The organism is Actimicrobium antarcticum, assembly GCF_039536745.1.
Classification (GTDB): domain Bacteria; phylum Pseudomonadota; class Gammaproteobacteria; order Burkholderiales; family Burkholderiaceae_D; genus Actimicrobium; species Actimicrobium antarcticum.
Window position 1 is genome coordinate 266542 of sequence record NZ_BAAAZE010000014.1, and the last position, 23680, is coordinate 290221.

Consider the following 23680-nt stretch of genomic DNA (forward strand, 5'->3'; position numbering starts at 1 on the left):
TGCACCCTGCACGGCTTTCTCCCCATTGTTCAAGGACTCCCTCATGACTGATTCATCGACCTACACACCCCCCCAAATCTGGACGGCCAACAAGGAAAACGGTGGCCGCTTCGCTGCCATCAACCGTCCGGTCGCAGGTTCAACCCACGAAAAGGAACTGCCTGTTGGCGTGCATCCGCTGCAGCTGTATTCGATGGGTACGCCCAACGGCGTCAAAGTGACGGTCCTGCTGGAAGAGCTGCTGGCCGCCGGCCACGCTGGCGCGCAATACGATGCGTGGCTGATCCGGATTCAGGAAGGCGACCAGTTCGGCAGCGGTTTCGTGGACATCAATCCGAACTCCAAGATACCGGCACTGGTGGACCGCAGCGGCGCAGCGCCGCTGCGCGTCTTCGAATCCGGCGCCATTCTGGTGTATCTCGCCGAAAAGTTTGGCGCGTTCCTGCCAACCGACCCCGCCCGGCGTGCCGAATGCCTGTCATGGCTGTTCTGGCAGATGGGCAGCGGGCCGTTCCTCGGCGGCGGCTTCGGTCACTTTTATGCGTATGCACCGACCAAAATCGAATACGCGATCGATCGCTACGCCATGGAAGTCAAGCGCCAGCTGGACGTGCTCGATCGACGCCTGGCCGACAACCAGTACGTTGCCGGCGACGAGTACACGATCGCCGACATGGCGATCTGGCCCTGGTACGGCAGCCTGGCAAAAGGATTGCTGTATGACGCCGGCGAATTCCTGCAAGTGCAGGACTACAAGAACGTCCAACGCTGGACCAACGAGCTCGCCGCCCGTCCGGCCGTCAAGCGCGGACGCATGGTCAACCGGACCATGGGCGAGCCGTCCAGCCAATTGCACGAGCGTCACGATGCCAATGACTTCGAGACGAAGACACAGGACAAGTTGGTGGCGCCGACCTGATTGCGCCGAATCGGCTCACCTTCGGGTCTGGGCCAGGTCATGACTGACAGGGTGAGGGCGATCTTGCCAATGTGCTGGTTCGAGCCAGCCCCGACAATGTAATAGTATCTATTCAAAATCAATTCATTTGTGTTCAAATAGGGGATTCTTTACCAATGGCGGAACCCCTTTTTTTATCTATTCACAATGTATGAAAAATCCCGGAAAAATCGACAAAATAGCGGCTCTGCGCAGCATCTTGTCGCGTCATCCGGCTGATGCGAAAGCGCTGTCATCCGCATTGGGAATCAGCCAGCCTACATTCTCGCGACTCTGGCCGGCAGCCGGCAATGACATCTGCGTTCTTGGTGCCGCGCGCGCGACGGTGTACGGCCTGAGCCGCGATGTGCGTGACCTCGGCAGCAAATTGCCGGTCTATCGCATCGACACAGTCGGTGTGATAGACCATTTTTGTGACTTGTACGTCCTCGCCGGAGGCTGGTATGCCTACCAGCAGAGCGACAGTGGGCCAATAACCCTTTGCGAAGGATTACCGTACTTTCTTCAGGATTTGCGACCTCAAGGTTTTTTGGGCCGCACTGTCCCGAAAGAACATGCTGATCTTGATTTGCTCATGGATGTCACGAAGTGGAGTGACGATGACGTGCTTTACTACCTTGCGCGCCGCGGCGAGAACAGCACTGGCGACCTGATCGCAGGAAACGAATCCTACCGCCGTCACATTCAGCAACTCGCAGAGGGTGCCAACGACATCGTTGCAGATGCTGATCGACTCCGGCGCTACCCCGAGCTTGCCGGAAAGGCCTTGGCAGGGGATGTGGCAGGATCATCAGCCGGCGGAGAGCAGCCAAAGTTTCTTGCCACGATTTCAGGCGATGCAGCGGATCGGCCGAGCCGGCATGTCATTGTGAAGTTTTCAGCGGCAATCGATACGCCCGGAGGGAGGCGATGGGGCGACCTGCTCATTGCGGAGCACCATGCCCTGCAAACGCTCGAGCGAAACGGCATTGCATCAGCAAAGTCCGAGATCCTGATATCTCAACATCGGGTGTTCCTGGAATCGACGCGATTTGATCGGATGGGATCTCACGGCAGGCTCCCCTTGCTTTCGCTAGCGGGCCTGGCGGGGGAAACGGGTGCCCTCGACAAATCGTGGACCTACGTTGCAAACCTGCTGTTTAACCGGCGCCAATTGACTTCTTCGGATTTCAGCACCATCCGGTTGCTGGACCTGTACGGCGCACTCATCGGCAATACGGACAGGCATCAGGGAAATCTGTCGTTGAGCTGGGGTATTGGAGAACCGTTCCGCTTGCTGCCTTGCTACGACATGCTGCCGATGCTGTACCGGCCAACGACGCAAGGCGAAGTGGTTGAGCGCCGACTGTCTCTTGCAGCGATGGACAAGCTGGACCTGCAGCAATTGCCACGTGCAGCCATGCTGGCCACGCAGTTCTGGGAAGCCGTGCTTGCCGACGAGAGGGTGTCGGACGATTTCAAGGTGGTGGTGCGAAAGCATCTGGACGATGCTGCGCCGATGCAGTCGTAGGGTGAAGCTTCTAACGTAGGCTGCCTGAAGGTTTGTTCATTGATCTCCATCTGGTTTTTTTGCTCGACGCGAAGGGGCTTGCTCGTCATTGCGAACTTCACGTGGGCGACACGATTGGCGTGTCGGTGTTGATCGTTGACTGGGTCGGACCGATTTGTGTCGCGGTGAAGATGATGCCGACCGCCAATTTGCCTACCGTTTAGGGTGAGGATTCGCAGAAAAATACCACCCATGCCCCACAAATTCTTGAAAAACCTGCGAAACGTCAATGTCTACCCAAATCCTCATACCGGGAAAACCAGTGAAGATCCTTGTCAGGCCTTGGGTTACGGGGTTTCCGGTCAGGCACTTACATATAGCGACCAGCCTTTGAAATCGCTCCGACCAGATTTGACGCGATTCTCGGACAGGGAGAACTGCATCTATCGGATTGATCAAACCGGCATTAGAGGTAACTGGCCAAGACGCTCAACACGGCCTTGGCGTGCAAAATAGCTACGGAATAAGGCGTTGCCGTATCCAGCCGGCCACTTGCCGCTCCGTCATGTCGCCGGCGGCGACGGCAAACATGAAGTTGATAGCGTCGACCTCCTTGAATACAAGCGTCTCGCCGTTGATCGCCAGGAAAAGGCGACCGACGACCCAGGCGGAACGCTTGTTGCCGTCGCTGAACCCGTGGCTGGAGGCGATGCCGTAGATGTAGGCCGCCGCAAGGTCGGCTACGTCCGGCGGCGGATTGCCGTAGGCATTGAGGTTCTGTGCCCGATTGAGCGCCGACTCTACGGCGTTGAGGTCACGTATGCCGGCCAAGCCACCGTGCACGGCGAGCTGCTTATCGTGGACCGCAAAAACCGTATCGCGTTGCACCCATTGCCAGGTCACTTAGCGAGCACCCGCAGAATCTCGCGGTCGTCGTGCATGATCGCCTCGGCCAAGGCCATCTGGCGCGCGAACTCAGGGCTGTACGGCGTGATGCGCATTGCGCCGTCCGGGGCCTCGGTCAGGTAAAGAGTATCGCCCTTCTGCACGTTCAGGATGCGCTTGGCCTCCTTGTTCAGGATCAGCCCCTCAGATGCACCTACCGTGGTCACTTTGAATGTGAGCATGATGCCCTCCTTTTATCTATATAAGTTTTATTGTATAGACGGCTTGGAGCGTGTCAAGAAACTTGACCAACCGTATCCGGCTACACCCTTCCTCCAGTATAGGTCTTCGCGCGCGAGCGTCTTTCCGATGAACTTTACGACAGCAAGGAAAAGCCGGAGCAGGCCGTCCGGTTTTTTGCAAGACGCGCATAGGCTTGCTCATCATTGCGAACTTCACGTGGCCGACACGGTTAGCGTGTCGGTGTTGATCGTTGACTTGGTCGGACCGATTTGTGTCGCGGTGAAGATGATGCCGACCGCCGATTTGCCTACCGTTTAGGGTGAGGATTCGCAGAAAAATACCACCCATGCCCCACAAATTCTTGAAAAACCTGCGAAACGTCAATGTCTACGCAAATCCTCATACCGGGAAAACCAGTGAAGATCCTTGTCAGACCTTGGGTTGCGGGGTTTCCGCTCAGGCACTATGTAGACGGCGGCGCAGCTTGATCCGGCCACTGAGGAACGGATAGTGTGAAAGTGCGCGACGCCACACTCGCCTGAAAAAACGCCACGTCCTTCAGTGACATCGCCGGATCGCCCGGACGCAAACGCTCACCTCGCCCCCGAGATCCGAGTGTTTTTATCAGCAGGCAATAGTGACGTCGGCACCCCCGGCGTCTCATTCCCTTTTCCGCAGCGATCGACGTGATATGTGAATTAGCGGACATACAACTCGCGCACACACATCCTAAATTTATGGTGGTGCAGGGCTCGCATGTTTTTTTGCAAGCCGGCATGTCGCAAAAATCGGGATGGATAGTCGGGATGGATACCGCGCTTCACGATAGTCGGCATGACATTGCGCACAGCGGATCAGCGCACGCAAATATCGCGCGCTGATCCATTTCCCCATAAATCAAGGAAACACAATGACCTCAACAACTCCTCGTAAAGGCAAGACTGCATCCCTGTCATCCAACGCCAAATCCAATGCCGTGCCACCGTCCCCCTTCCCTGCCAGCGAACTCGGCCCGGCTGGCGACCTGCACCAGCCGCTGTCCGGCAGCCACCCCGGGTTGACCACCAACCACGGCCTGCCGGTGTCGGATAACCAGAATTCTCTGAAAGCGTTTTCGCGTGGACCAGTTCTGCTGGAAGATTTTATTCTGCGCGAGAAGATCTTCCACTTCGACCATGAACGCATACCGGAGCGGGTCGTGCATGCACGCGGCAGCGGTGCCCACGGCTACTTTGAACTGACCGACTCGCTGGCCGACTTCACCACCGCAAAAGTCCTGACCGAGACGGGGATAAAGACGCCGCTGTTCACGCGCATCTCCACCGTGGCCGGTGGCTCCGGTTCCGCCGATACGCCGCGTGACGTGCGCGGTTTTGCGGTCAAGATGTACACCAAAGAAGGCAACTGGGATCTGGTGGGCAATAACATTCCGGTATTTTTCATTCAGGACGCCATCAAGTTTCCCGACCTGATCCATGCCGTGAAGATGGAGCCGGACCGCGGCTTCCCGCAGGCTGCCTCGGCGCACGATACCTTCTGGGACTTCATTTCACTGACTCCCGAAGCGATGCACATGGTGATGTGGATCATGTCCGACCGCACGCTGCCGCGTTCATTGCGCATGATCGAAGGCTTTGGCATCCATAGCTTCCGGCTCGTCAATGCTGACGGCAAATCGACCTTCGTGAAGTTCCACTGGCGACCCCGGCTCGGCCTGCAATCGACGCTCTGGGATGAAACCGTCAAGATCGCCGGTGCCGATCCCGACTACCATCGGCGCGACCTGTTTGAAGCGATTACGTCAGGCGCCTTCCCCGAATGGGATCTCGCGGTACAGCTGTTTTCGGAAGACGAAGCGGCGGCCTTTCCGTTCGATCATCTCGATGCGACCAAGCTGATCCCCGAAGAACTGGTCCCGCTGCGCGTGATCGGCAAGATGGTGCTGGATCGCTGGCCGGACAATTTTTTTGCAGAAACCGAGCAGGTCGCCTTCTGCCCATCCCATCTGGTGCCCGGCATCGATTTCTCCAACGATCCGCTGTTGCAGGGGCGCTTGTTCTCGTACCTCGATACGCAGTTGTCGCGGTTGGGCTCGCCCAACTTCCATCAGATTCCGGTGAACGCGCCGACATGCCCGTTCGCCAACCAGCAGCGCGACGGCCACATGCAGATGCAGCCGCAACAGGGCCGGGTCGCCTACGAACCGAATTCGCTGGCCGCCGATTCGGCACGCGAAAACCCGCAAGGCTTCCGCAGTTTTCCGGCCACCGAGAGTGGCGAACGCGGGCGCATCCGGCACGACAGCTTTGCCGACCATTATTCGCAGGCGCGTCTTTTTTATCGCAGTCAGCTGCCGGCGGAACAGGCCCACCTGGCGTCTGCGCTGGTGTTCGAACTGTCCAAAGTGGCGGCATTGCCGATCCGGCAGGCGATGGCCAGCCACCTGCAGCACATCGACGACGAATTGGCCCGGCGTGTCGTCGACGGCCTGGGACTGGAGGCCATGCCGGCGCCAGCGCCGCTAGCCCGTCCGGTCACCGACATGGCGCTATCGCCCGCGCTGCGCCTGATCGGCAAAGGGCAACCCACGCTGAAGGGCCGCTGCGTGGCGATACTGGTCAATGATGGCTCCGACGGCAAGGTGATTACGTCGCTGAAGAAAGCTATTTTTGGTGCCGGTGCGCGCATCAAAATTCTGGCGCCCAAGGTGGGTGGCGTGACACTGGCCGATGGCACCCTGCTGCCAGCCGACGGCCAGCTGGCCGGCAATCCCTCGGTGCTGTTCGATGCGATCGCGGTCGTGCTGTCAGACGCAGGCGCGCAGATGCTGAGCGGCGAGAGTGCGGCGGTCGATTTCGTACGCGACGCATTCGGGCACCTGAAAGGGATTGCCGGCGATACGGGTGCACAGGCGTTGCTGACAAAGGCCGGTGTCGTGCCGGATGACGGCGTGACCGATGCGCATGACGCTGCGCGGTTTGTGGAAGCGGCCATGACGCGTCAGTGGGATCGGGAGAAATTGGTGCGGACGCTGGCTTGATGACGGCTGGCAGAGATGCGGGCCAGTGATCTCGCTGCCCGCTCGCCAGGGTAAAACGGCTAGCCAGCGTCAAGCCCGGAGTTTGTGCATCGGTCGCACGCTCCATGGCAGAGCGCAACAGACCGTCAAACTCGCGCAGGCTGGACGGCTCAGGCTTGAGTTTGCGAATCTGCACCAGGTTGGCCAAGGCGTCTGAGCGCATCGCTATCTACCGTCAGAAAAATTTTAGGTTGCTCTAATACCCGCATCAAAAAATGCTGATGGTCATGCCGCCGTTTTCTGAATTCATCTAGCGTATAGATCGTCGGATTAATCGGACGACCTAATGTCTGCTGGCGTGGCGACAGTACCGACAACAGCGTCCCATAGCTGATCGCGTCGCCCACCAGCATCAGGTCAACATCGCTCGCTGCCGTCTCGGTTCCCTTGGCGATGGAACCGTAGACAAAAGCGACCTGCACGGCATGCATCAGCGGTGCGAGCGCGGCTTGCAATACAAGTCTGTCGTGGCTGGAAGGACTGGGATTGCCACCACTGGAAGCGATGGCCTCCGGTTGTCTGGTGTGCGGTTTTGATGGTCACGGCGGGTCCGATTTTGCCAGCGCTGACAACGGACTCTGGATCGCCGAGGGCGACCACGACGGCTATGCCCATGCAGTCGCCCGATGCCTGGCAATGGCGCAGGATGGTCGCACCGATACCGAAGGCCAGCGACGCATCGCCGCTGGCCAGCTCACCGCCGCAGCCTATTCACGCGAGCGCTTTGACGCGGAGTTACAGACTGCCTGGCGCGCTTTGCTGGGACCGGATTGGGATGAGTATCAGGCCGGTCCTGCCCGACGTTGACACCGCAATCCTGTGCCTCCATGCCGCGCTGGCCGGGCACCACTTGCGCTCGTTACCCGGTCAGGAAATTCGTCGGTCCCGGTCCCGCAACCGCCGCCGTGGAGCCGGCCTCTCCCGTCTCATCCTTCAACGCCACCCCCGACACCTGCCGCCGAAATGCCTCCACAAGCAGGTACTGCAACTTGTCCGCCGCCGCCGCGTAGCCCAATCCGGCTGGTCGCACATTCGAGATGCAATTGCGGTACGCATCCGTCAACCCGACGTGCGGTTGCCAGGTCAGATACAGGCCCATGCTGTCCGGCGCACTCAGACCGGGCCGCTCGCCGATCAGCACGACCACCATCTGCGCGCCCAGGCGTTCGGCGATCTCGTCGCCGATGGCCACGCGTCCCTGTTCGACGATGCACAACGGCGCGATCGTCCAGTGCGCCGTCTGTGCAAACACCCGCGCCAGAAACGGCGCGGCATTCTGCATGATCGCGTGGGCCGACAAGCCGTCGGCGATGACGAAGGCCAGGTCATATGGGCCAGCTGCCAGTAACGTGCGCGATGCGGCATCAAGCTGGCGGCCCAGATCGGGGCGCTGCAAATACACCGTGCGATCCGGCGCGGCGCTGTGCAACGCCAGACAGGGTCGGCCAATGGCCTGCGTGAGTTGCGGCACATCCAGCGCCAGGTGCACGGCATCGCGCGCCTGTGCATGGGCAAGCTGGAAGGCCAGATGCGCGGTGGTCGGCAGGCTCACGCCGGCGCGGCCCAGCGCGATCCGTGCGTCCGTAAACTTTTTCAGCGCCTGCCACGGATTGGCTGTCACGACCGGTGTCGACTCGTTCATGGTGCCAGCCGCAGCAAGGCGTTTTCGAATGCCGCCGGCAATTCTGCCGCCAGCCGGAACGACGGCCCCGGGCGGGTGATCTGCATGCGCTCCAGCCAGGCCGCGAACTCGGGTGCCGGTTGCATCCCCAGCGTGCGGCGCAGGTACAGCGCGTCGTGGAACGATGTGCTCTGGTAGTTCAGCATGATGTCGTCCGATCCCGGTATCCCCATCACGAAATTGCAACCCGCCACGCCCAGCAGGGTCAGCAGCACATCCATGTCGTTCTGGTCCGCTTCGGCATGGTTGGTGTAGCAGACATCGCATCCCATCGGCAGCCCGAGCAGCTTGGCGCAGAAGTGGTCTTCCAGTCCGGCGCGGATGATTTGCTTGCCGTCATACAGGTATTCGGGGCCAATGAAACCCACCACCGTATTGACCAGCAACGGCTTGAAATGACGCGCCACCGCATAGGCCCGCGTCTCGCAGGTTTGCTGGTCGACACCATGATGCGCATGGGCCGACAACGCACTGCCCTGCCCGGTTTCGAAATACATCACGTTGTCGCCGACCGTGCCGCGCTGCAGCGACAAGGCGGCGCTGCGTGCTTCGGCCAGCAGGTCGAGGCTGACGCCAAAGCTGCGATTGGTCGCTTCGGTGCCGCCGATCGACTGGAACACCAGGTCGACCGGCGCACCGCGATCGATCGCGGCGATGGTGTTGGTGACATGCGTGAGTACGCAGGACTGGGTCGGAATGCCGTATTGCCGGATGACCTCGTCCATCATCGTCACCAGCCGGATGACTTGCGGCACATTGTCCGAGGCCGGGTTGATGCCGAACACCGCATCGCCGCTGCCATACAGCAGGCCATCGAGCAGGCTGGCGGCGATGCCGCTGATGTCATCGGTCGGATGGTTCGGTTGCAGACGTGTCGACAGGTGGCCGGGCAGGCCGAGGGTGTTGCGAAAGGCGGTCACCACGCGGCATTTTTGCGCGACCAGGATCAGGTCCTGGTTGCGCATGATTTTCGAGACCGCGGCCGCCATCTCGGGTGTGATGCCGGGTGCCAGCGCCGCCAGCACGGTGCTATCCACGTCGTCGCCCAGCAGCCAGTTGCGGAAGTCACCGACCGTCAGGTGACTGACCATGGCGTAGGCTTGCGCGTCATGACTGTCGATGATCAGGCGGGTGACGTCATCGTCTTCGTACGGAATCAGCACCTCGTTGAGAAACGTCGAGAGCGGCAATTCGGCCAGCGCCATTTGCGCCACCGCCCGCTCTTCGGCGCTGTGTGCGGCCAGGCCGGCAAGCTCGTCGCCGGAGCGCGCCGGCGTGGCTTTGGCCATCAGGTCGCGCAGGTCACGAAAACCGTAGGTGACACTGCCGGCGGTATGCGTGTAGCGATGGGTGTGGGCCATCACTGCGCCCCGGCCTGTGCAATGGCGTCGGCGCGCTGCTGGCCGGTCATGCGGAAATAGCCATAACCGAGCAACATGAACCCCACGAAAATGCCGAAGATCAGCGGGTTGTAATAGATCATCGTGCCCATGCACACCAGCGCGCCGAACAGTGCAAAAGCCGGGAAATACGGATAGAACGGCGCCCTGAATGGCCGCACCATGTCGGGTTCGGTGCGGCGCAAACGGAACAGGCTGAGCATGCTCAGGATGTACATCAGGATCGCGCCAAACACGGCCATCGTGACGATGTTGGCGGTCAGGGTCTGACCACCGATCTTGATCAGTTCGTCGCTGAAGATCGCCGCGATGCCGATGACACCACCGGCCAGAACGGCCCGGTGCGGCGTCCTGAAGCGCGGATGCACGCCGGCGAAATACGACGGCAGGTAGGCTTCCCGTGCCAGCGCAAAGATCTGTCGCGAGTAGCCCAGGATGATGCCGTGGAACGATGCCACCAGCCCGAACAGCCCCAGCCAGACCAGCATGTGCAGCCAGCCGCTGCTGTCGCCGACGATCATTTTCATGGCTTGCGGCAGCGGATCGTTGATGTTGGCCAGTTTGGTCCAGTCGCCCGCACCGCCGGCAAACACCATCACGCCGATGGCCAGTACCACCAGCGTCAGGATGCCGGTGATGTAGGCAATTGGGATGGAACGGCGCGGGTCTTTGGCTTCTTCGGCAGCCATCGCCACACCTTCGATCGCCAGAAAAAACCAGATCGCAAACGGGATCGCGGCAAACATCCCCGGCACCGAGGCGATGCTGAAATTGTCACTGCCCGACCAGCCGCCTTTGGTGAAATTGGCCAGCGAAAATCCCGGTGCCACCACGCCCATGAAGACCAGCAATTCGAAGATCGCCAGCAGCGTCACGGCCAGTTCGAAGGTCGCGGCAATCTGTACGCCGACGATGTTGAGCGTCATGAAGATCAGGTATGCGCCGAGCGCCGCCATCTTCGGGTCCAGCGCAGGAAATTGCACGTTCAGGTAAGCACCGATGGCCAGTGCGATGGCGGGTGGCGCGAACACGAATTCGATCAGCGTGGCAGCACCCGCCAGGTAGCCCCCGGTCGGGCCGAAGGCACGCTTGCTGTAGGCGAAGGGGCCGCCGGCATGCGGGATCGAGGTGGTCAGTTCGGTGAAGCTGAAAATGAAAGTGGCATACATCGCCGCAATGAATAGCGAGGTGATGGTAAAGCCGAGTGTGCCGGCGGTGGCCCAGCCATAGCTCCAGCCAAAGTACTCGCCCGAAATCACGAGACCGACCGCAATGCCCCACAGTTGCAGGGTGCCGAGCACGGGTTTGAGATCATGCATTTGGCCTGCTGCGGAAGTGGCGTTCATGGTGTGGGTTCCTGTGCTGTCGCGGCATCGGCTGCAGGCCCGTCGACTGGCGGACATGGCACGTGCGTGCAATGACTATACAGTCTGCGGAGCGCAGACCTCGGATCGGTAACGCGGTGTGTGATCGCAGTTCGGCAAGGCTGGATGGCTGGCGCTGCCCTGCGCGTGATCTGACTGCTTGCGAAATAAATCCATCTGCGTTTTTTTGACCCGCGCCAGCAATCCGGGTTCATTGAAAAGTTACTGTCCGACGGCGCTTTTGCTATATCGTGTTCGTGCCTTCCTACAGGAAATTCAGGCGCTGTCCTATGCCTGCAACGCGGCGATCAGGCTAATCTGTTGCACGATCCGCAACTTATTTTTCAAGGAAACTTTACGATGAACGCTATTGCCCTTTTTCAGGTCGCGCTGCTTGCTTCGGTACTCGCCGGCTGTAATAAAAAAGAACTCCCGGTAACGCCGGAACCATCCACTTCCGTGGCCACGCCGGCCGCACAATTACCGGTTCAGCCAGCCGCCATGGCACCACAGAACAGCATGCCGGCCACCAGTGACAGTGGCAACGCCAACGGCCCGTCTCAAGCAAGTCCGTCGACGCTGACGAATGCGCAGGAATCGTCGGCGATGCCGTTGCCAGGTCAGGCCAACGACCATTCGACGACAGTGGCACCCGTCGCCAAATAACGACCGCAGGTCGGTTACCGACCTGATTTTTTACTGGAGCAAAGCATGACCAGACCAAACCTCAATGCCCCTCCCGAAATTGATGACAACGACGAAGTCGAGGCGGAACAAGAAGTGCGTGACCAGCTGGAACCGGATCTGGAACGGCGCGGCTCACTGGACAAAGACGATCCGAGCGATCTGCTCGACGAATCCGATCCGGTGCCGCCGGAAGGTAGCTGACAGCGCAGCTAACAATGCAGTGCAGTAGTCCGCGCAAACCGGCGCAATAAAGCACATCGTTTTGCGCCTGGACGCCGGCGTGTTCAATGTGTCATCGTGCGGTAACGAAGTCTTGGTACGTTCGGGGTTCCTCAAATATAACCGGATAGACAAGATGACACGCAGATACCACACCGCCGCCGGGCTCAGCGTTGCGCTACTACTTGCCGCCTGCGGCAGTGCCTCGCAACAAAGCGACTTGACGGTGGCAACGCCGCCGCCACAGAACGTCATTTTCTTCCTGGGCGATGGCATGGGCATGACCACCATGACCGCGGCGCGTATTTATGCCGTCGGTGAAGATGGTGAGTTGACCATGGACACACTGCCGGAAACCGCCTTCGTCAAGACCTTCTCGAACGACGCGCAAGTGACTGATAGCGCACCGTCGATGTCGGCTTACATGACCGGCGTAAAAATGAACAATGAAGTGCTGTCGATGTCCTCCGACACGCGCGCGATCGACCCGATCGCCGACGCCAATGGCAACAAGCTGGCCAATAATTGCGGTGGCAGTAACGGCAACCCGGTCCCTACGCTGGTCGAACTGGCCAAGGCCAAAGGCTGGTCCGCCGGCGTGGTCACCACCACCCGCATCACCCACGCGACCCCTGCTGCAACCTATACCCACATTTGCCACCGCGATCTGGAAAACGATATCGCGACGGCCATGGTGCCGGGCGGTGCCGGCTACAACACCGCACTGGGCACCAGCGGCCTGGATGTCGTGCTGGGTGGCGGCAAGCAATTTTTCACGCCGTTCAAGGATGGCGGCAAGCGCGCCGATGGTCGTGACCTGATCGCTGAAATGAAGGCGAAAAATTACACCGTCGCCAGCAATGCCACCGAGTTCAATGCGGTCGATGCCAGCAAGACCGAGCGCCTGTTCGGTCTGTTTACCTCCAGCCACATGAGCTACGACCTGGACCGCGATCCCGCCAAGGAACCTAGCCTGGCCGACATGACCACCAAGGCCATGGATGTCCTGTCGAAGAACAGCAAGGGCTATTTCCTGATGGTCGAAGGCGGCCGCATCGATCACGCGCTGCATGAAACCACCGCCAAGAAGGCGCTGCAAGATACCCTCGCATTCGATAACGCCATCAAGGCTGCGATCGACAAGGCGAAAATCAGCGATCCGACCCTGAAAAACACCTTGATCGTCGTCACCGCCGACCATGACCACACGCTGGTACTGAACGGCTACGCAAAACGCACCGGCAAGACGTCCGCTGGTAACGCCGGCGTACTCGGCCTGGTGAAAAACTATGTCACTGGTGCCACCGAAAAAGACCTCGACGGCGCACCGTACTCGATCATCGGTTTCGGCAATGGCGAAAACCGCACCCAGGCTAGCCGCGCCAGCATGGCCAGCCTCGACGACACCACCACCAGCGCCAACACCTACCACCAGGAAGCCACCATTCGCGTCGCTGCCGGCAGCGAGACCCACGGCGGCACTGACGTCTTCCTGGGAGCCATCGGCAAGGGCGCCGACACCTTCCTCGGCACCATCGACAACACCAAGGTGTTCGGCCTGGTCAAGAACGCCGCCGGCCTGTAACCCTTAGAACTGGATAAACACATGAAAACTACTTTGAATCTTTCACTGCTGGCTGCCGCCGTCTGCGCGCTGTTTGCCAACACGGCCAGCGCCGCCGACGCCAAGAACATCATTTTCTTCCTCGGCGACGGCATGGGTCCGGCCACCGTCACTGCCTCACGCATCTACAAATACGGCGAAGACGGCAGCCTGACCATGGACAAGCTGGAGCGCACCGCCCGCATCAAGACCTTTTCCAACGACGCCCAGACCACCGACAGCGCGCCATCGATGGCGGCCTACATGACCGGCGTCAAGATGAACAACGAAGTCATTTCGATGTCGCAGGAAACGGTCGCGACCCCGCCGGGCAAGGATGTCAACAATAATCTGGGTATCAACAATTGTGCCGCCACTGGCAACGGTGTCGCCGCTGCAACCATCCTCGAACTGGCCAAGGCCAAGGGCAAGGCAGTCGGATCGATCACCACCACCGAACTGACCCACGCAACCCCGGCCGCGACCTTTTCGCACATCTGCAACCGCAACGCGCAATACGCCATCGCCGCGCAAGTCGTGCCGGGTGGCGTCGGTTATAACGCCGCGCTGCTGGATGGTGTCGACGTATTGATGGGCGGTGGTCGCAACCACTTCACGCCATTCGATGCCGCCAGCAACAAGACCGGCCGCGCCGATGGCCGCAATTTGCTGACCGAACTGAACGCCAAAGGCTACACGGTGGCCGCCACCAAAGCCGAGATGCTCGCGGCCCCGGCCGGCAAGAAATTCATCGGCGTGTACAGCACCAAGAGCCATCTGGAATATGAGCTGGACCGCAGCGCCACGCCGCCAGTCGGCGAAGGTGCAACGCAACCCAGCCTGGCGGACATGACGGTCAAGGCCATCGACCTGCTGTCGCAAAACAGCAATGGCTATTTCCTGATGGTCGAAGGCGGCCGCATCGACCACGCGCTGCACGGTACCAACGCCAAGCGCGCCATCGTCGATACCATCGCCTTTGATGACGCCGTCAAGGCCGCGCTGGACAAGATCAAACTGACCGACCCGACGCTGGCCAACACCCTCATCGTCGTCACCGCCGACCATGACCACACGCTGACCTTCAACGGCTACGGCAAGCGCGGCAATCCGATCCTTGACATCAACCGCAACTACAAGGATGGCAAGCCGAGCCTGGACGCTGACGGCAACACCTATACCACGCTGGTATTCGGTAACGGCCCGAACCGCCCGGCCCTGCGCACCACCGTCGACAGTGCCACCGCGCTGAGCGACAACTACCTGCAGGAAACCGGCGTGCGCCTGGCCAGCGAAACCCACGGCGGCGGTGACGTCAAGCTGTTCGCCACCGGCTCCGGCGCCAAAACCTTCAAGGGAACGATGGACAATACGAAGGTATTCGGCCTGCTGAAGACGGCATTCGGATTCTGATTTACGATCGACAGCAAGGGGCCAGCCTGGCATTGCGAGGCCGGCCCCTGTTTCATTTGCAGGTAAAGGAACGTTCCGCATGAAATTATTCTTACTCGCCGCCAGCCTGGCGTGCACCCTGGCGCAAGCGGCCACACCAGCCCCCGATCTCGATCTGAACGTGTCGTACTACAGCCGGGTCCTGACACCGGAAGGCGTCACCCGCGAAAGCCGCTACGACGAAAAAATGCTGCGCCGGCCCGGCCATGTCTGGGTCGAGCGTGTCTTGCCGAAGGTGGCCGCAGCAACCGCATCCGCCAAACAGAAGGTCGCATTCAAGGTCGAACAGCATGAACACAAGGAGTTCAATCCGGTCGTGATCCCGCGCCACGTCATCCTTGAAAAGAACAAGGTCCGGCTCGAGTATGTCGACGCACACGACCGGCAAGTCATCGCCATCCCCGTCACCGACTACGAGAACGTCAATTTCGACGGTTCGTGGGACAACAGTTTCTACCTGCTCGATCCGAAGCTGGTGACGGCGATTCCGCTATCGAAGCAAGCCTCCGACATTCCTGGTGCGCGCTGGAGAGAGATTGAAAAGAACGGCGTCTTTCAACGCGTCTTGTGGGACGAGAAAAAACAGATTGCGCTCACCATCGAAAGCGGTGACCGGGCCGGGACTTTTTACCGCCGGGTGGATGTCATGCCGCAGGTGAGTGCAGCCGGCGAGTTGCCGTGGAATCAGACCAAAGGCTACAGCCAGAAGGAGTATTCCGACTTCCTAGATTGAGCGATGTTGACGTGGTGTCGACGCCATGCCGCCCCGGACAGAGAAACCGCGGGGCCGGCGGACAAACATGCCATCCCTCCGGGCGCATCGATTTTCAGACGATCCAAGATCGCATCGGCAGGCATGTCCGTACGTGATACGGACATGCCGCAAGCCTTATTGCCCCACCGGCAAATTACCGCCATTGCCCAGCCCGCCGGACACCGACTGTGCCGAATAATTGCGTGTCGCCTTGACCAGCTGGTTATACGAATCCATGAACGCCGCAGCCAGTACTTTACCCTGCGGCGTATTGCTGAAACCGCTGGCACCAGCACCACCGAGTCCGCCGAGTACGCCACCAACCACGCCAAAATCCCAGTTTTTGGCACTGCCTTCGGCAGCGGCCAACTGGACGCCGGAGCGGTTGTCGGTCATCAGCAGCGTGGTTGATGCTTCGTTCGATTTCATGCTGCCGCCGACAATCGCACCGACCGAGCCCAGCAGGCCACCTGCCAATGCACCCAATCCGCCCGTGCCTTTTTCAGAAAAGGTGATCGATGGCGTGATGGTGTAATCGGCCGCGACCATCTGGCCCTTGCCCATCTTGCTGGTGCTGCGCAGCTCGCCGGAGGCGGCCAGCGCACGCTCGTTTTGCATGCTGGCCATGGCCTTGCCGCGCTCCACCACGACGAAGCAATTCGATTGCTGAACGAGCATGCGCAGCAACGGGATCGTCGATTGCAGCTGGTATTGCTGTCTGAACTGGTAGAACCACGGCTGGTGCTCGTCTTCCAGGATCGACAACGTGCCGATCGACTTGCTGCAGTGTTCCAGCGCCGTGTTGGCACCTTGGGAAGAAGCGCCGCTGGTCGAGCCGGTAGCGACGGTTTTGGCGCTGGTATCGCCGATGGTCGGCATGGTGCCGGCGCAGCCGGTCAATGTCAGCGATGCGAGCGCGACGCCTGCAAAAAGATAGTTCATGGTTGCCCTGATGTGTGTTGTTTGTCGTTCGAGAAAGTCTGCTTTTGCAGTAGTGAGCCCGTGCGGTTCGAGGAACCGGACTGGCATCCTGATCAGTTGAGCACAGGTCCCAAAAAAGTGAACAGTGAATGTTTTTTAGACCACTTTAATGTGTCGGCTTCGCTACGATCGTGGCGATATACCAGTTACAACACGACCCTGCGCGACGGAACAATATTTTTTAAAAGCAATGTTCTCTGGCAGAGGGCAGCCCCTAATTTCTATGCGGCAATGACATTTTTCGCGTATTCATGCTACCTTCCGTGTCGCGTGAAAATATTCGGACGAAAGCCATTTTGCCCGTGATAACGCTTTACTTTCTGTACAGACTTGGGGATGCACAATGATCACCGAACAGCGTTGCCCCATTCCGGAAAACGAAACAGCGCGTCTCGCCGCAGTCCATTCCCATCACATTCTCGACACCGAACCCGAAATCGAATTCGATGCATTGACCCGCGTCGTCGCACATGCCTTCGATGTGCCCATCGCAGTCATTGCGATGATGGATACCGACCGCCTGTGGTTCAAGTCCAAGGTGGGTCTGGATGTTCCGCAACTGGACCGCAAAGTGGCTTTTTGTGCGCATGCGATCGTGGCGCCGAAGTCGGCGCTGGTGATTCCTGATCTGCAGGACGATATACGTTTTGCCGACAATCCTTTGGTGACCAACGCACCTCACCTGCGGTTTTATGCCGGCGTTCCGTTGGTTGACACGACCGGTCATGCCTTGGGTACGATTGCGATCATCGACGTCCAGCCTCGCGTTTTGAACCATGCCGAGCAAGCCAGCCTGCTTGACTGTGCAACGCTGGTCATGACCGCACTACAAGGCCGACTCCGTGCCTCGGTACTGGAACAGATGGCAATGACGGATTACCTGACGGCGCTGCCAAACCGGGCCCAATTTGATAACGCCCTGTCAGGTGCGATGTCCCGCGCCATGCGATCCGGGGTGCCGTTCAGCGTCCTGTGCCTTGACCTCAACGGATTCAAGAATGTCAACGACCGCTTCGGCCATGCCGCCGGGGATGAGGTGTTATGCGAGGTCGCCCGGCGTCTCAGTGGTCAGCTGCGCCAGGGCGATACCCTTGCGCGCCTCGGTGGCGATGAATTCGCCATTGTTACGCAGGAAGGTGACCACGGCGCCGTTGCCGTGCTGGCGCAACGTCTGGTGGCATCGGTCGGACAACCCATCATGCTGTCGAGCGGTGACACCATTCATGTCGGCATATCAGTCGGTATTGCCCCGTATCGGGCCGGCATCACCTCGACGTTGTTTCTGCTCGATCAAGCGGACAAGGCGCTCTACGACACCAAGCACCAGAACGCAAAATTGGTCTGACCGACGCAAACGCCGGTTCCGGCTCAGGTCGCGCCATTTGTCACCATGAATGCGGGTGACGTGCGCAGATGCTGTTCGAGCGCCAACGGCGCCATTGGCCGTCCCGAATAATAGCCTTGCACGCAATCACACGAATGCCCCGCAAGAAAGTCCAGCTGGCCTGCAGTTTCCACACCCTCCGCGACGACGTTCAGCTTCATGGTGTGGGCCAGTGAAATGATGGCCAGCGTGATCGCGGCAGAGTCGGCATTGCCCGGAATGTCCTGGATAAAGGACTGGTCGATCTTCAGCACGTCGATCGGAAACCGCTTCAGATAACTCAGGCTGGAATAGCCGGTGCCAAAATCATCAATTGAGATACGCACCCCCATCGCCTTGAGTTCGTTGAGGATCACGATGGCTGCCTCAACGTCGTGCATCACCAGACTTTCGGTCAATTCCAGTTCCAGATAGTGTGGCGCCAGCCGGGCATGCTGCAGGATATTGCCGATCCGCGCGACCAGGTCTTTTTGCCGGAACTGAGACGCGGAGATATTGACCGATACGCGGATCTTGCCCAATCCGGCGTCATGCCAGGCACGTGTCTGCAAGCAGGCGGCGCGCAGCACCCATTCACCGATCGGCACGATCAGGCCGATTTCTTCTGCCAGCGGGATAAATTCGGACGGCGGAATCGGCCCCATGGTCGCATGGTCCCAGCGCAGCAATGCTTCGGTGCCGACGAAGACGCCCTCCCCGATGGTAAATTGCGGCTGGAACTGCACCGAAAATTCGTCGCGCTGAAGTGCACAGCGCAGGCTCGATTCCAGCGCCAGCCGATGCAGAATACTGTCATTGAGCTCTCTGGTGTACGACTGGAACGTATTGCGGCCCTGCTCTTTGGCGCGATACATCGCGGCATCGGCGTTCTTGAGCAGAGTGTCGACATCGACACCGTCGATCGGGTAAATGCTGAAACCGATACTGCAGGAGATGTGAAGTTCGTGCTGATTGCACAGGACCGGTGTCGAAACCGAGTCGAGTATTTTTGGCATGATCGACGCAATCGCCATGTAATTGGAACGTTCGAGTACCAGGACAAACTCATCGCCACCATGCCGCGCGACCGTGTCACCCTCGCGCAGGCACGCTTCCAACCGCCGTGCCACCGTCTTCAGCAGTGCGTCGCCGACGTTGTGACCCAGACTGTCATTGACCCCTTTGAAGTTGTCGAGATCGATCATGACCACCATGACTTCGTGCTGGTAACGTTGCGCCGCGACGATCGCCTGGTGTAGCCGCTCCAGCAGCCGATGCCGGTTCGCCAGCCCCGTGAGCTGATCAAAATTGGCCTGGTAATCGAGTTTTTCTTCGCTCGTCTTGCGCTCGGTGATGTCCTTGACGCTGCCTTCGAAGCAGGTCAGCACGCCCTCGGCGTCCACCACCGCATGCAAGTCTTCATTGACCCAGATGCGGTCACCGTCCTGGCGAATGACTAGCGACTCGTAATTGATAACGGCATGGCGTTGCTGAACGTGCCGAAGCAAATCGCGGCCTCGCTGCGGATCGTCGTACTGGGAAAAGCCTGTCCGATTGAAGTCGGCGAGAAGATCCTCGACGCTGGCAAATCCGTAAATACGCGCCATCGCCGGATTGGCCGCAAGCAAAGCGCCGTGCGGACTGATCTGGAAAATACCATCAACCGCATTCATGAAAATACTGCGATATTTTTGTTCTGCCTCTTGCAGTGCCTCTTCCGCCCGTTTGCGCTCTGTCAGGTCCATCACGACCATGTAAGTGGCTGCCGCCTGGCCGTCGATCTGCAGCTGGCTGGCGGAGAGATAAACCGGAAGCAGAGCACCCTTGGCAGTCCGCAGTTTGGCTTCGCTTTTTTCGCTATGGCGGGATTGCCGCATCTGCCGCAATCCCTCCTGGTCGGCGTCATCGACGAGATTGTCGATTTGTCGGCCCAGCACATCGTCTAGCGGCAAGTCCAGCATCTCGGCGAAACGCCGATTGGCATACAGGATAATTCCTTCGGCAGAAATCGCAATCGCGCCTTCGTTCATGGCCTCGATCATGATCCGGTAACTGTACTCGGATCCGGTCAATGAAAAAATTCGCTGGCCACGCTCGCCACTCACGACCACGGCATCGACACGGCCCTGATGGATGGCGTCCAGTGTTTCTTCGGCTTCGTTCAAGCGGATCCGCAAACGACGAAGTTCGCGTGCGGCTCCGGCAGGAATGTGTGAACGTTGCTTCATGACAGCGCCCCATTCAGTATGGTGATCAGGCATTGGATCAACCACGTCGTGCATGCTGACAAGACAAACAGATAATGCTGGCTGAACATCATCACCTGTCGGTTGTCCTCGACTGTCTTCGTGGCAGGACCGGGCCTGGCGAACCTCATCGTGATCCTTCGTGATTTTTTCACGATTTTTTCGTCCTTCTTTCGCACATCCGACCGGTATTCACGCACATCACCGACCTTACAAATCCAGGCTCTTCAGAACGCGTTCGGTATTGGACAGGTCACCGATGATTTTTCGTTCCGGTTTTGGCTGACTGCGCACCAGCGTTGGAATAGCCAGGATCTGATTCCGTTTGGCTAGCTGCGGATGCAGGAACAAATCGATGACTTCGATCTGGTAGCGGCCTCGCAAGTGCTGCTCGCATATCGCGGTCAGGTTGACATAGGCATTCAGCGATCGGCTCGATTGTCCGGCCACGTATAACATCAGCTTCCACGTTTCGCGTTCTGGCATGAGCGTATTTGGTCTGCGTGCAGTAATTGAATCGTTCATGGGTCCGACCCCGTCACCGACTTGGCACCGGTACTAGTGGCATCGGCGATGCCGGACGTGACAATCGGCGCCGCATCAAACTGTCGACCATGCACGCTGGCTTCGCGGCTGGCCATCAAGGCATGCTCGATGGCGATCGCCTCGTCGGACAACGCGGTCAGTTCGGCCGTCGTGTCGTCGAATTCGGCCCGCATCGCCGTAATGTTGGCTTCCATCTGTTCGCGCTGACGTTTGTGTTCGCGCAGCTTGCGCTGCACGGCGCGTTGGGCGCTCAGTCTGCGGGCCTTCCCTTGGGCTTCCTGCTCAACGCGTGCGGTACCGATGACCACGCCGGTGGGCGCGACACAGACATCAATGAGCTTGATGCCATGACCATCGAGGATGAATTCACGGAGCTGGTTTGAGTGGGCCATACCGCGCGATTTTAGGATTTGCAGTACGCGGTTGCGCTCGCTCTGGTGTTCAAAATCCTGCAATGAAAGCCAACTGTCGATCAGCGAAGAAATTTGCTGGTTGGTGGCGTACGGCGGATTTCCGCTGTGGATCAGGTCCGTCAATACGGCTGTGATCTGGCCGTGTTTCAAGGAGTCGATCAGTCGCGTGAGCATGGACCTGGCCTCGTTGCCGGAACCGACTGCCGTGAAATTCGATATCGGATCGACAACGACGCTGCGTGGTGCAAATTCTTTCACCAGCGCATCGATCTTTAGCAGATGCATTTCCAGGCCGTGCAGCGCCGTCCGTGTCGCATAAAATCGCAGCAGTCCCTGCTCCACCCATGGCGCCAGATCGATCCCGATAGAGCGCATGTTGCGGATGATCTGTTGCTCGGATTCTTCGAACGCAACATACAGGCACCGTTCACCACGCCGGCAGGCAGCATCGACGAAAGCAACCGCCACGCTGGATTTTCCGGAACCGGTCGTGCCAGAGATCAGGATCGACGAGCCCTGAAAATAACCGAGCCCGCCCAGCATGGCATCAAGCTGCGGTATGCCGGACGACATCCGTTCGCTGGAGACCGCGTACTGCAAACCCAGTGCCGACACCGGCCGAATCGAGATGCCCTGTTCGTCGATCAGGAACGGATACTCGTCGGTACCATGGCGGCTGCCACGGTATTTGATGATGCGCAGGCGTCGGGTCGCGACCTGCTCGCGAATGCGCAGGTCCAGAAAAATGACACAGTCGGCGATGTACTCCTCCAGCCCGTGGCGCGAGATCGCTCCTTCACCGCGCTCGCAGGTGACGATGCTGGTAACGCCTTTGTGTTTCAGCCAGAGGAACAGTCGACGCAGCTCGGCACGCAACACGGCGGTATTGGACAAGCCGGAAAACAGGGTATCGATGGCATCCAGCACAACCCGTTTTGCACCGAGCTGGTCAATCGCTTCGCCGAGCCGAATGAACAGGCCTTCGAGATCGTACGGACCGGTCTCACGGATCTCCGATGAATCGAAAAGCACGGCATCGATGCTGATCAAGTGACGACTGGCAAGATCCGGCAAATCGAATCCCAGCGACGCAAAGTTATGGTCCAGCTCACTAGCGCTCTCTTCGAACGAAACGAACACGCCCGGATCGTTGTACGACAAGGCACCGTGCACCAGGAATTCCATACCAAAAATCGTTTTGCCGCAGCCAGCATCACCACACACCAAAGCCGGGCGCCCCTTGGGCAGGCCGCCATTGGTAATGTCGTCGAATCCACATATGCCGGTTGGACATTTCGCCAGCTCGACTGTGTGTTCACTCTGTTGCGTATCTTCTGTATGCCGGGTCTGTCGCACTCTGCGCCTCCGGTGCATGCGGCGCTTGTTGCGTCGCGAATTACGTCATATTTCGCTATGCCAAAAGATGCTTTTCGACACCCTTGGTGACAGCAAAAATGACGTACGGCAAGCCGGTGTGTTCACCGTGCAGCCATCTGGTTGTTCCCCTCCGCGAGATTATCAATACGCCACGCATTTTGGTACGGATTTCTTGGTCGACGTACTTGGTATACCGAGGGTAGGAAACCTGGAGGCAACGCGCTGACGGCGTGGCCCGCCTATCGTGTCAGGCAGGCACGATGAATGCATCAGCAAAGCGGCCGCTCTTGATCCAGACGCGGCATCCGTGCGGACCAACGCGCGCGCGCAAGGACGCCCCCGCCGGCAAGCGCAGCCACGACTGCGCAACCAGGACATCACCGCACTCCGCGAAATCGCCATCGAGCACCAGCAGCTCCAGCGGAGCGGTACAGGCCAGCACGATCTCCGCGCCGGCAGCCCAGCGTTCGAGCCGGACTTCTTCACGCTGGTCACGAAACAACGGCAGCCACTCGACCCCGGGTTGCCCCGGTGCCGGCACATACGCCCGCTCGCTGCTGGCGATGCGCACCGGCGTCCGGTCGGCCGGATCGAATTGCCAGAGTTTGACGAAGATCGTGCAACCGGCCCGTGAGCCCGGCGTGTGATGCGAGGTCGGCGGATTGCGCACATAGGTGCCCGCGGGACAGTCGCCGTGCTCGTCACTGAAGACGCCATCGAGCACCAGAAACTCTTCACCACCACCATGCACATGGGCCGTGAACTGGCTCCCGGGGGCGTAGCGCACGATCGAGGTGGCGCGCGCGACTTCGTCACCGATGCGGTCGAGCATGCGCCGCTCGATACCGGCTACCGGCGAGGCGATCCACGGCAGTTGCGCTGCATGGATCAGTGTGCGTCGGGTGAAATTGGCGTTGAGTTCCATGGTCACTGTCAGTGC

The 23680-nt window shown here is 59.4% G+C and carries 21 protein-coding genes; 10 read left to right on the forward strand and 11 right to left on the reverse strand.

Going from position 1 to position 23680, the window contains the following annotated elements:
• Window positions 1-43 precede the first annotated feature (43 nt).
• Complete coding sequence (yghU, locus tag ABD720_RS17975; RefSeq protein ID WP_344765446.1) at window positions 44-919, forward strand: glutathione-dependent disulfide-bond oxidoreductase; 876 nt, start codon at window positions 44-46, stop codon at window positions 917-919.
• Between the two features lie 190 nt (window positions 920-1109).
• On the forward strand, window positions 1110-2468 hold the full coding sequence (yjjJ, locus tag ABD720_RS17980; protein ID WP_344765448.1) for a type II toxin-antitoxin system HipA family toxin YjjJ: 1359 nt from the start codon (window positions 1110-1112) through the stop codon (window positions 2466-2468).
• 495 nt (window positions 2469-2963) lie between these two features.
• Here the strand turns inward: yjjJ and ABD720_RS17985 are convergent, their stop codons facing one another.
• Complete coding sequence (locus tag ABD720_RS17985) at window positions 2964-3350, reverse strand: type II toxin-antitoxin system death-on-curing family toxin (RefSeq protein ID WP_344765450.1); 387 nt, start codon at window positions 3348-3350, stop codon at window positions 2964-2966.
• Window positions 3347-3574: an AbrB/MazE/SpoVT family DNA-binding domain-containing protein gene (locus ABD720_RS17990; RefSeq protein ID WP_344765452.1), complete on the reverse strand. Its 228-nt coding sequence runs from the start codon at window positions 3572-3574 to the stop codon at window positions 3347-3349. Before ABD720_RS17990 ends, ABD720_RS17985 begins: the two co-directional genes overlap by 4 nt.
• Before the next feature lie 911 nt (window positions 3575-4485).
• Here ABD720_RS17990 and ABD720_RS17995 point away from each other — a divergent pair.
• On the forward strand, window positions 4486-6615 hold the full coding sequence (locus tag ABD720_RS17995) for a catalase (protein ID WP_344765453.1): 2130 nt from the start codon (window positions 4486-4488) through the stop codon (window positions 6613-6615).
• Between the two features lie 149 nt (window positions 6616-6764).
• On the opposite strand, the gene ABD720_RS18000 is transcribed toward ABD720_RS17995, so the two are convergent.
• Complete coding sequence (locus ABD720_RS18000) at window positions 6765-7109, reverse strand: nucleotidyltransferase domain-containing protein (RefSeq protein ID WP_344765454.1); 345 nt, start codon at window positions 7107-7109, stop codon at window positions 6765-6767.
• A gap of 25 nt (window positions 7110-7134) precedes the next feature.
• Here ABD720_RS18000 and ABD720_RS18005 point away from each other — a divergent pair, with 25 nt between their 5' ends.
• Entirely contained in the window at window positions 7135-7461 is a 327-nt protein-coding gene (locus ABD720_RS18005) for a hypothetical protein (protein ID WP_344765512.1), read from the forward strand.
• 52 nt (window positions 7462-7513) lie between these two features.
• Here ABD720_RS18005 and eutC read toward each other — a convergent pair whose 3' ends face one another.
• From eutC to eat, 3 genes are read right to left on the reverse strand one after another with little or no spacing between them, the layout of a single operon-like run.
• Window positions 7514-8296: an ethanolamine ammonia-lyase subunit EutC gene (gene eutC, locus ABD720_RS18010; protein ID WP_344765455.1), complete on the reverse strand. Its 783-nt coding sequence runs from the start codon at window positions 8294-8296 to the stop codon at window positions 7514-7516.
• Entirely contained in the window at window positions 8293-9696 is a 1404-nt protein-coding gene (locus ABD720_RS18015) for an ethanolamine ammonia-lyase subunit EutB (RefSeq protein ID WP_344765456.1), read from the reverse strand. The genes eutC and ABD720_RS18015 overlap by 4 nt, the downstream gene beginning before the upstream one ends.
• Complete coding sequence (eat, locus tag ABD720_RS18020) at window positions 9696-11081, reverse strand: ethanolamine permease (protein WP_344765458.1); 1386 nt, start codon at window positions 11079-11081, stop codon at window positions 9696-9698. The genes ABD720_RS18015 and eat overlap by 1 nt, the downstream gene beginning before the upstream one ends.
• Window positions 11082-11459: 378 nt before the next feature.
• Between eat and ABD720_RS18025 the strand changes: the two genes are divergently transcribed.
• The 5 genes from ABD720_RS18025 to ABD720_RS18045 all read left to right on the forward strand — a co-directional run bounded on the left by ABD720_RS18025 (window position 11460) and on the right by ABD720_RS18045 (window position 15793).
• Complete coding sequence (locus tag ABD720_RS18025; RefSeq protein WP_344765460.1) at window positions 11460-11765, forward strand: hypothetical protein; 306 nt, start codon at window positions 11460-11462, stop codon at window positions 11763-11765.
• A gap of 45 nt (window positions 11766-11810) precedes the next feature.
• Entirely contained in the window at window positions 11811-11987 is a 177-nt protein-coding gene (locus ABD720_RS18030) for a hypothetical protein (RefSeq protein WP_344765462.1), read from the forward strand.
• Between the two features lie 154 nt (window positions 11988-12141).
• Complete coding sequence (locus ABD720_RS18035) at window positions 12142-13590, forward strand: alkaline phosphatase (RefSeq protein WP_344765464.1); 1449 nt, start codon at window positions 12142-12144, stop codon at window positions 13588-13590.
• 21 nt (window positions 13591-13611) lie between these two features.
• Window positions 13612-15021, forward strand: a complete 1410-nt coding sequence (locus tag ABD720_RS18040) for an alkaline phosphatase (protein WP_344765466.1) — start codon at window positions 13612-13614, stop codon at window positions 15019-15021.
• A 79-nt stretch (window positions 15022-15100) separates the two neighbouring features.
• A complete protein-coding gene (locus ABD720_RS18045) occupies window positions 15101-15793 on the forward strand; it encodes a hypothetical protein (RefSeq protein WP_344765468.1) in 693 nt (230 codons plus the stop codon).
• Window positions 15794-15949: 156 nt separating this feature from the next.
• Here the strand turns inward: ABD720_RS18045 and ABD720_RS18050 are convergent, their stop codons facing one another.
• Window positions 15950-16756, reverse strand: a complete 807-nt coding sequence (locus ABD720_RS18050; protein WP_344765471.1) for a CsgG/HfaB family protein — start codon at window positions 16754-16756, stop codon at window positions 15950-15952.
• A gap of 382 nt (window positions 16757-17138) precedes the next feature.
• Here ABD720_RS18050 and ABD720_RS18055 point away from each other — a divergent pair, with 382 nt between their 5' ends.
• Complete coding sequence (locus ABD720_RS18055) at window positions 17139-18140, forward strand: GGDEF domain-containing protein (protein ID WP_344765473.1); 1002 nt, start codon at window positions 17139-17141, stop codon at window positions 18138-18140.
• Window positions 18141-18163: 23 nt separating this feature from the next.
• Here ABD720_RS18055 and ABD720_RS18060 read toward each other — a convergent pair whose 3' ends face one another.
• The 4 genes from ABD720_RS18060 to ABD720_RS18075 all read right to left on the reverse strand — a co-directional run bounded on the left by ABD720_RS18060 (window position 18164) and on the right by ABD720_RS18075 (window position 23665).
• Window positions 18164-20386 (reverse strand): putative bifunctional diguanylate cyclase/phosphodiesterase, encoded by a 2223-nt coding sequence (locus tag ABD720_RS18060; RefSeq protein WP_344765475.1) that lies wholly within the window; start codon window positions 20384-20386, stop codon window positions 18164-18166.
• A 228-nt stretch (window positions 20387-20614) separates the two neighbouring features.
• Complete coding sequence (locus ABD720_RS18065; RefSeq protein WP_344765477.1) at window positions 20615-20890, reverse strand: circadian clock KaiB family protein; 276 nt, start codon at window positions 20888-20890, stop codon at window positions 20615-20617.
• Between the two features lie 35 nt (window positions 20891-20925).
• Window positions 20926-22737 (reverse strand): circadian clock protein KaiC, encoded by a 1812-nt coding sequence (gene kaiC / locus ABD720_RS18070; protein WP_344765480.1) that lies wholly within the window; start codon window positions 22735-22737, stop codon window positions 20926-20928.
• Window positions 22738-22987: 250 nt separating this feature from the next.
• Complete coding sequence (locus tag ABD720_RS18075) at window positions 22988-23665, reverse strand: cupin domain-containing protein (protein ID WP_344765482.1); 678 nt, start codon at window positions 23663-23665, stop codon at window positions 22988-22990.
• Window positions 23666-23680 lie beyond the last annotated feature (15 nt).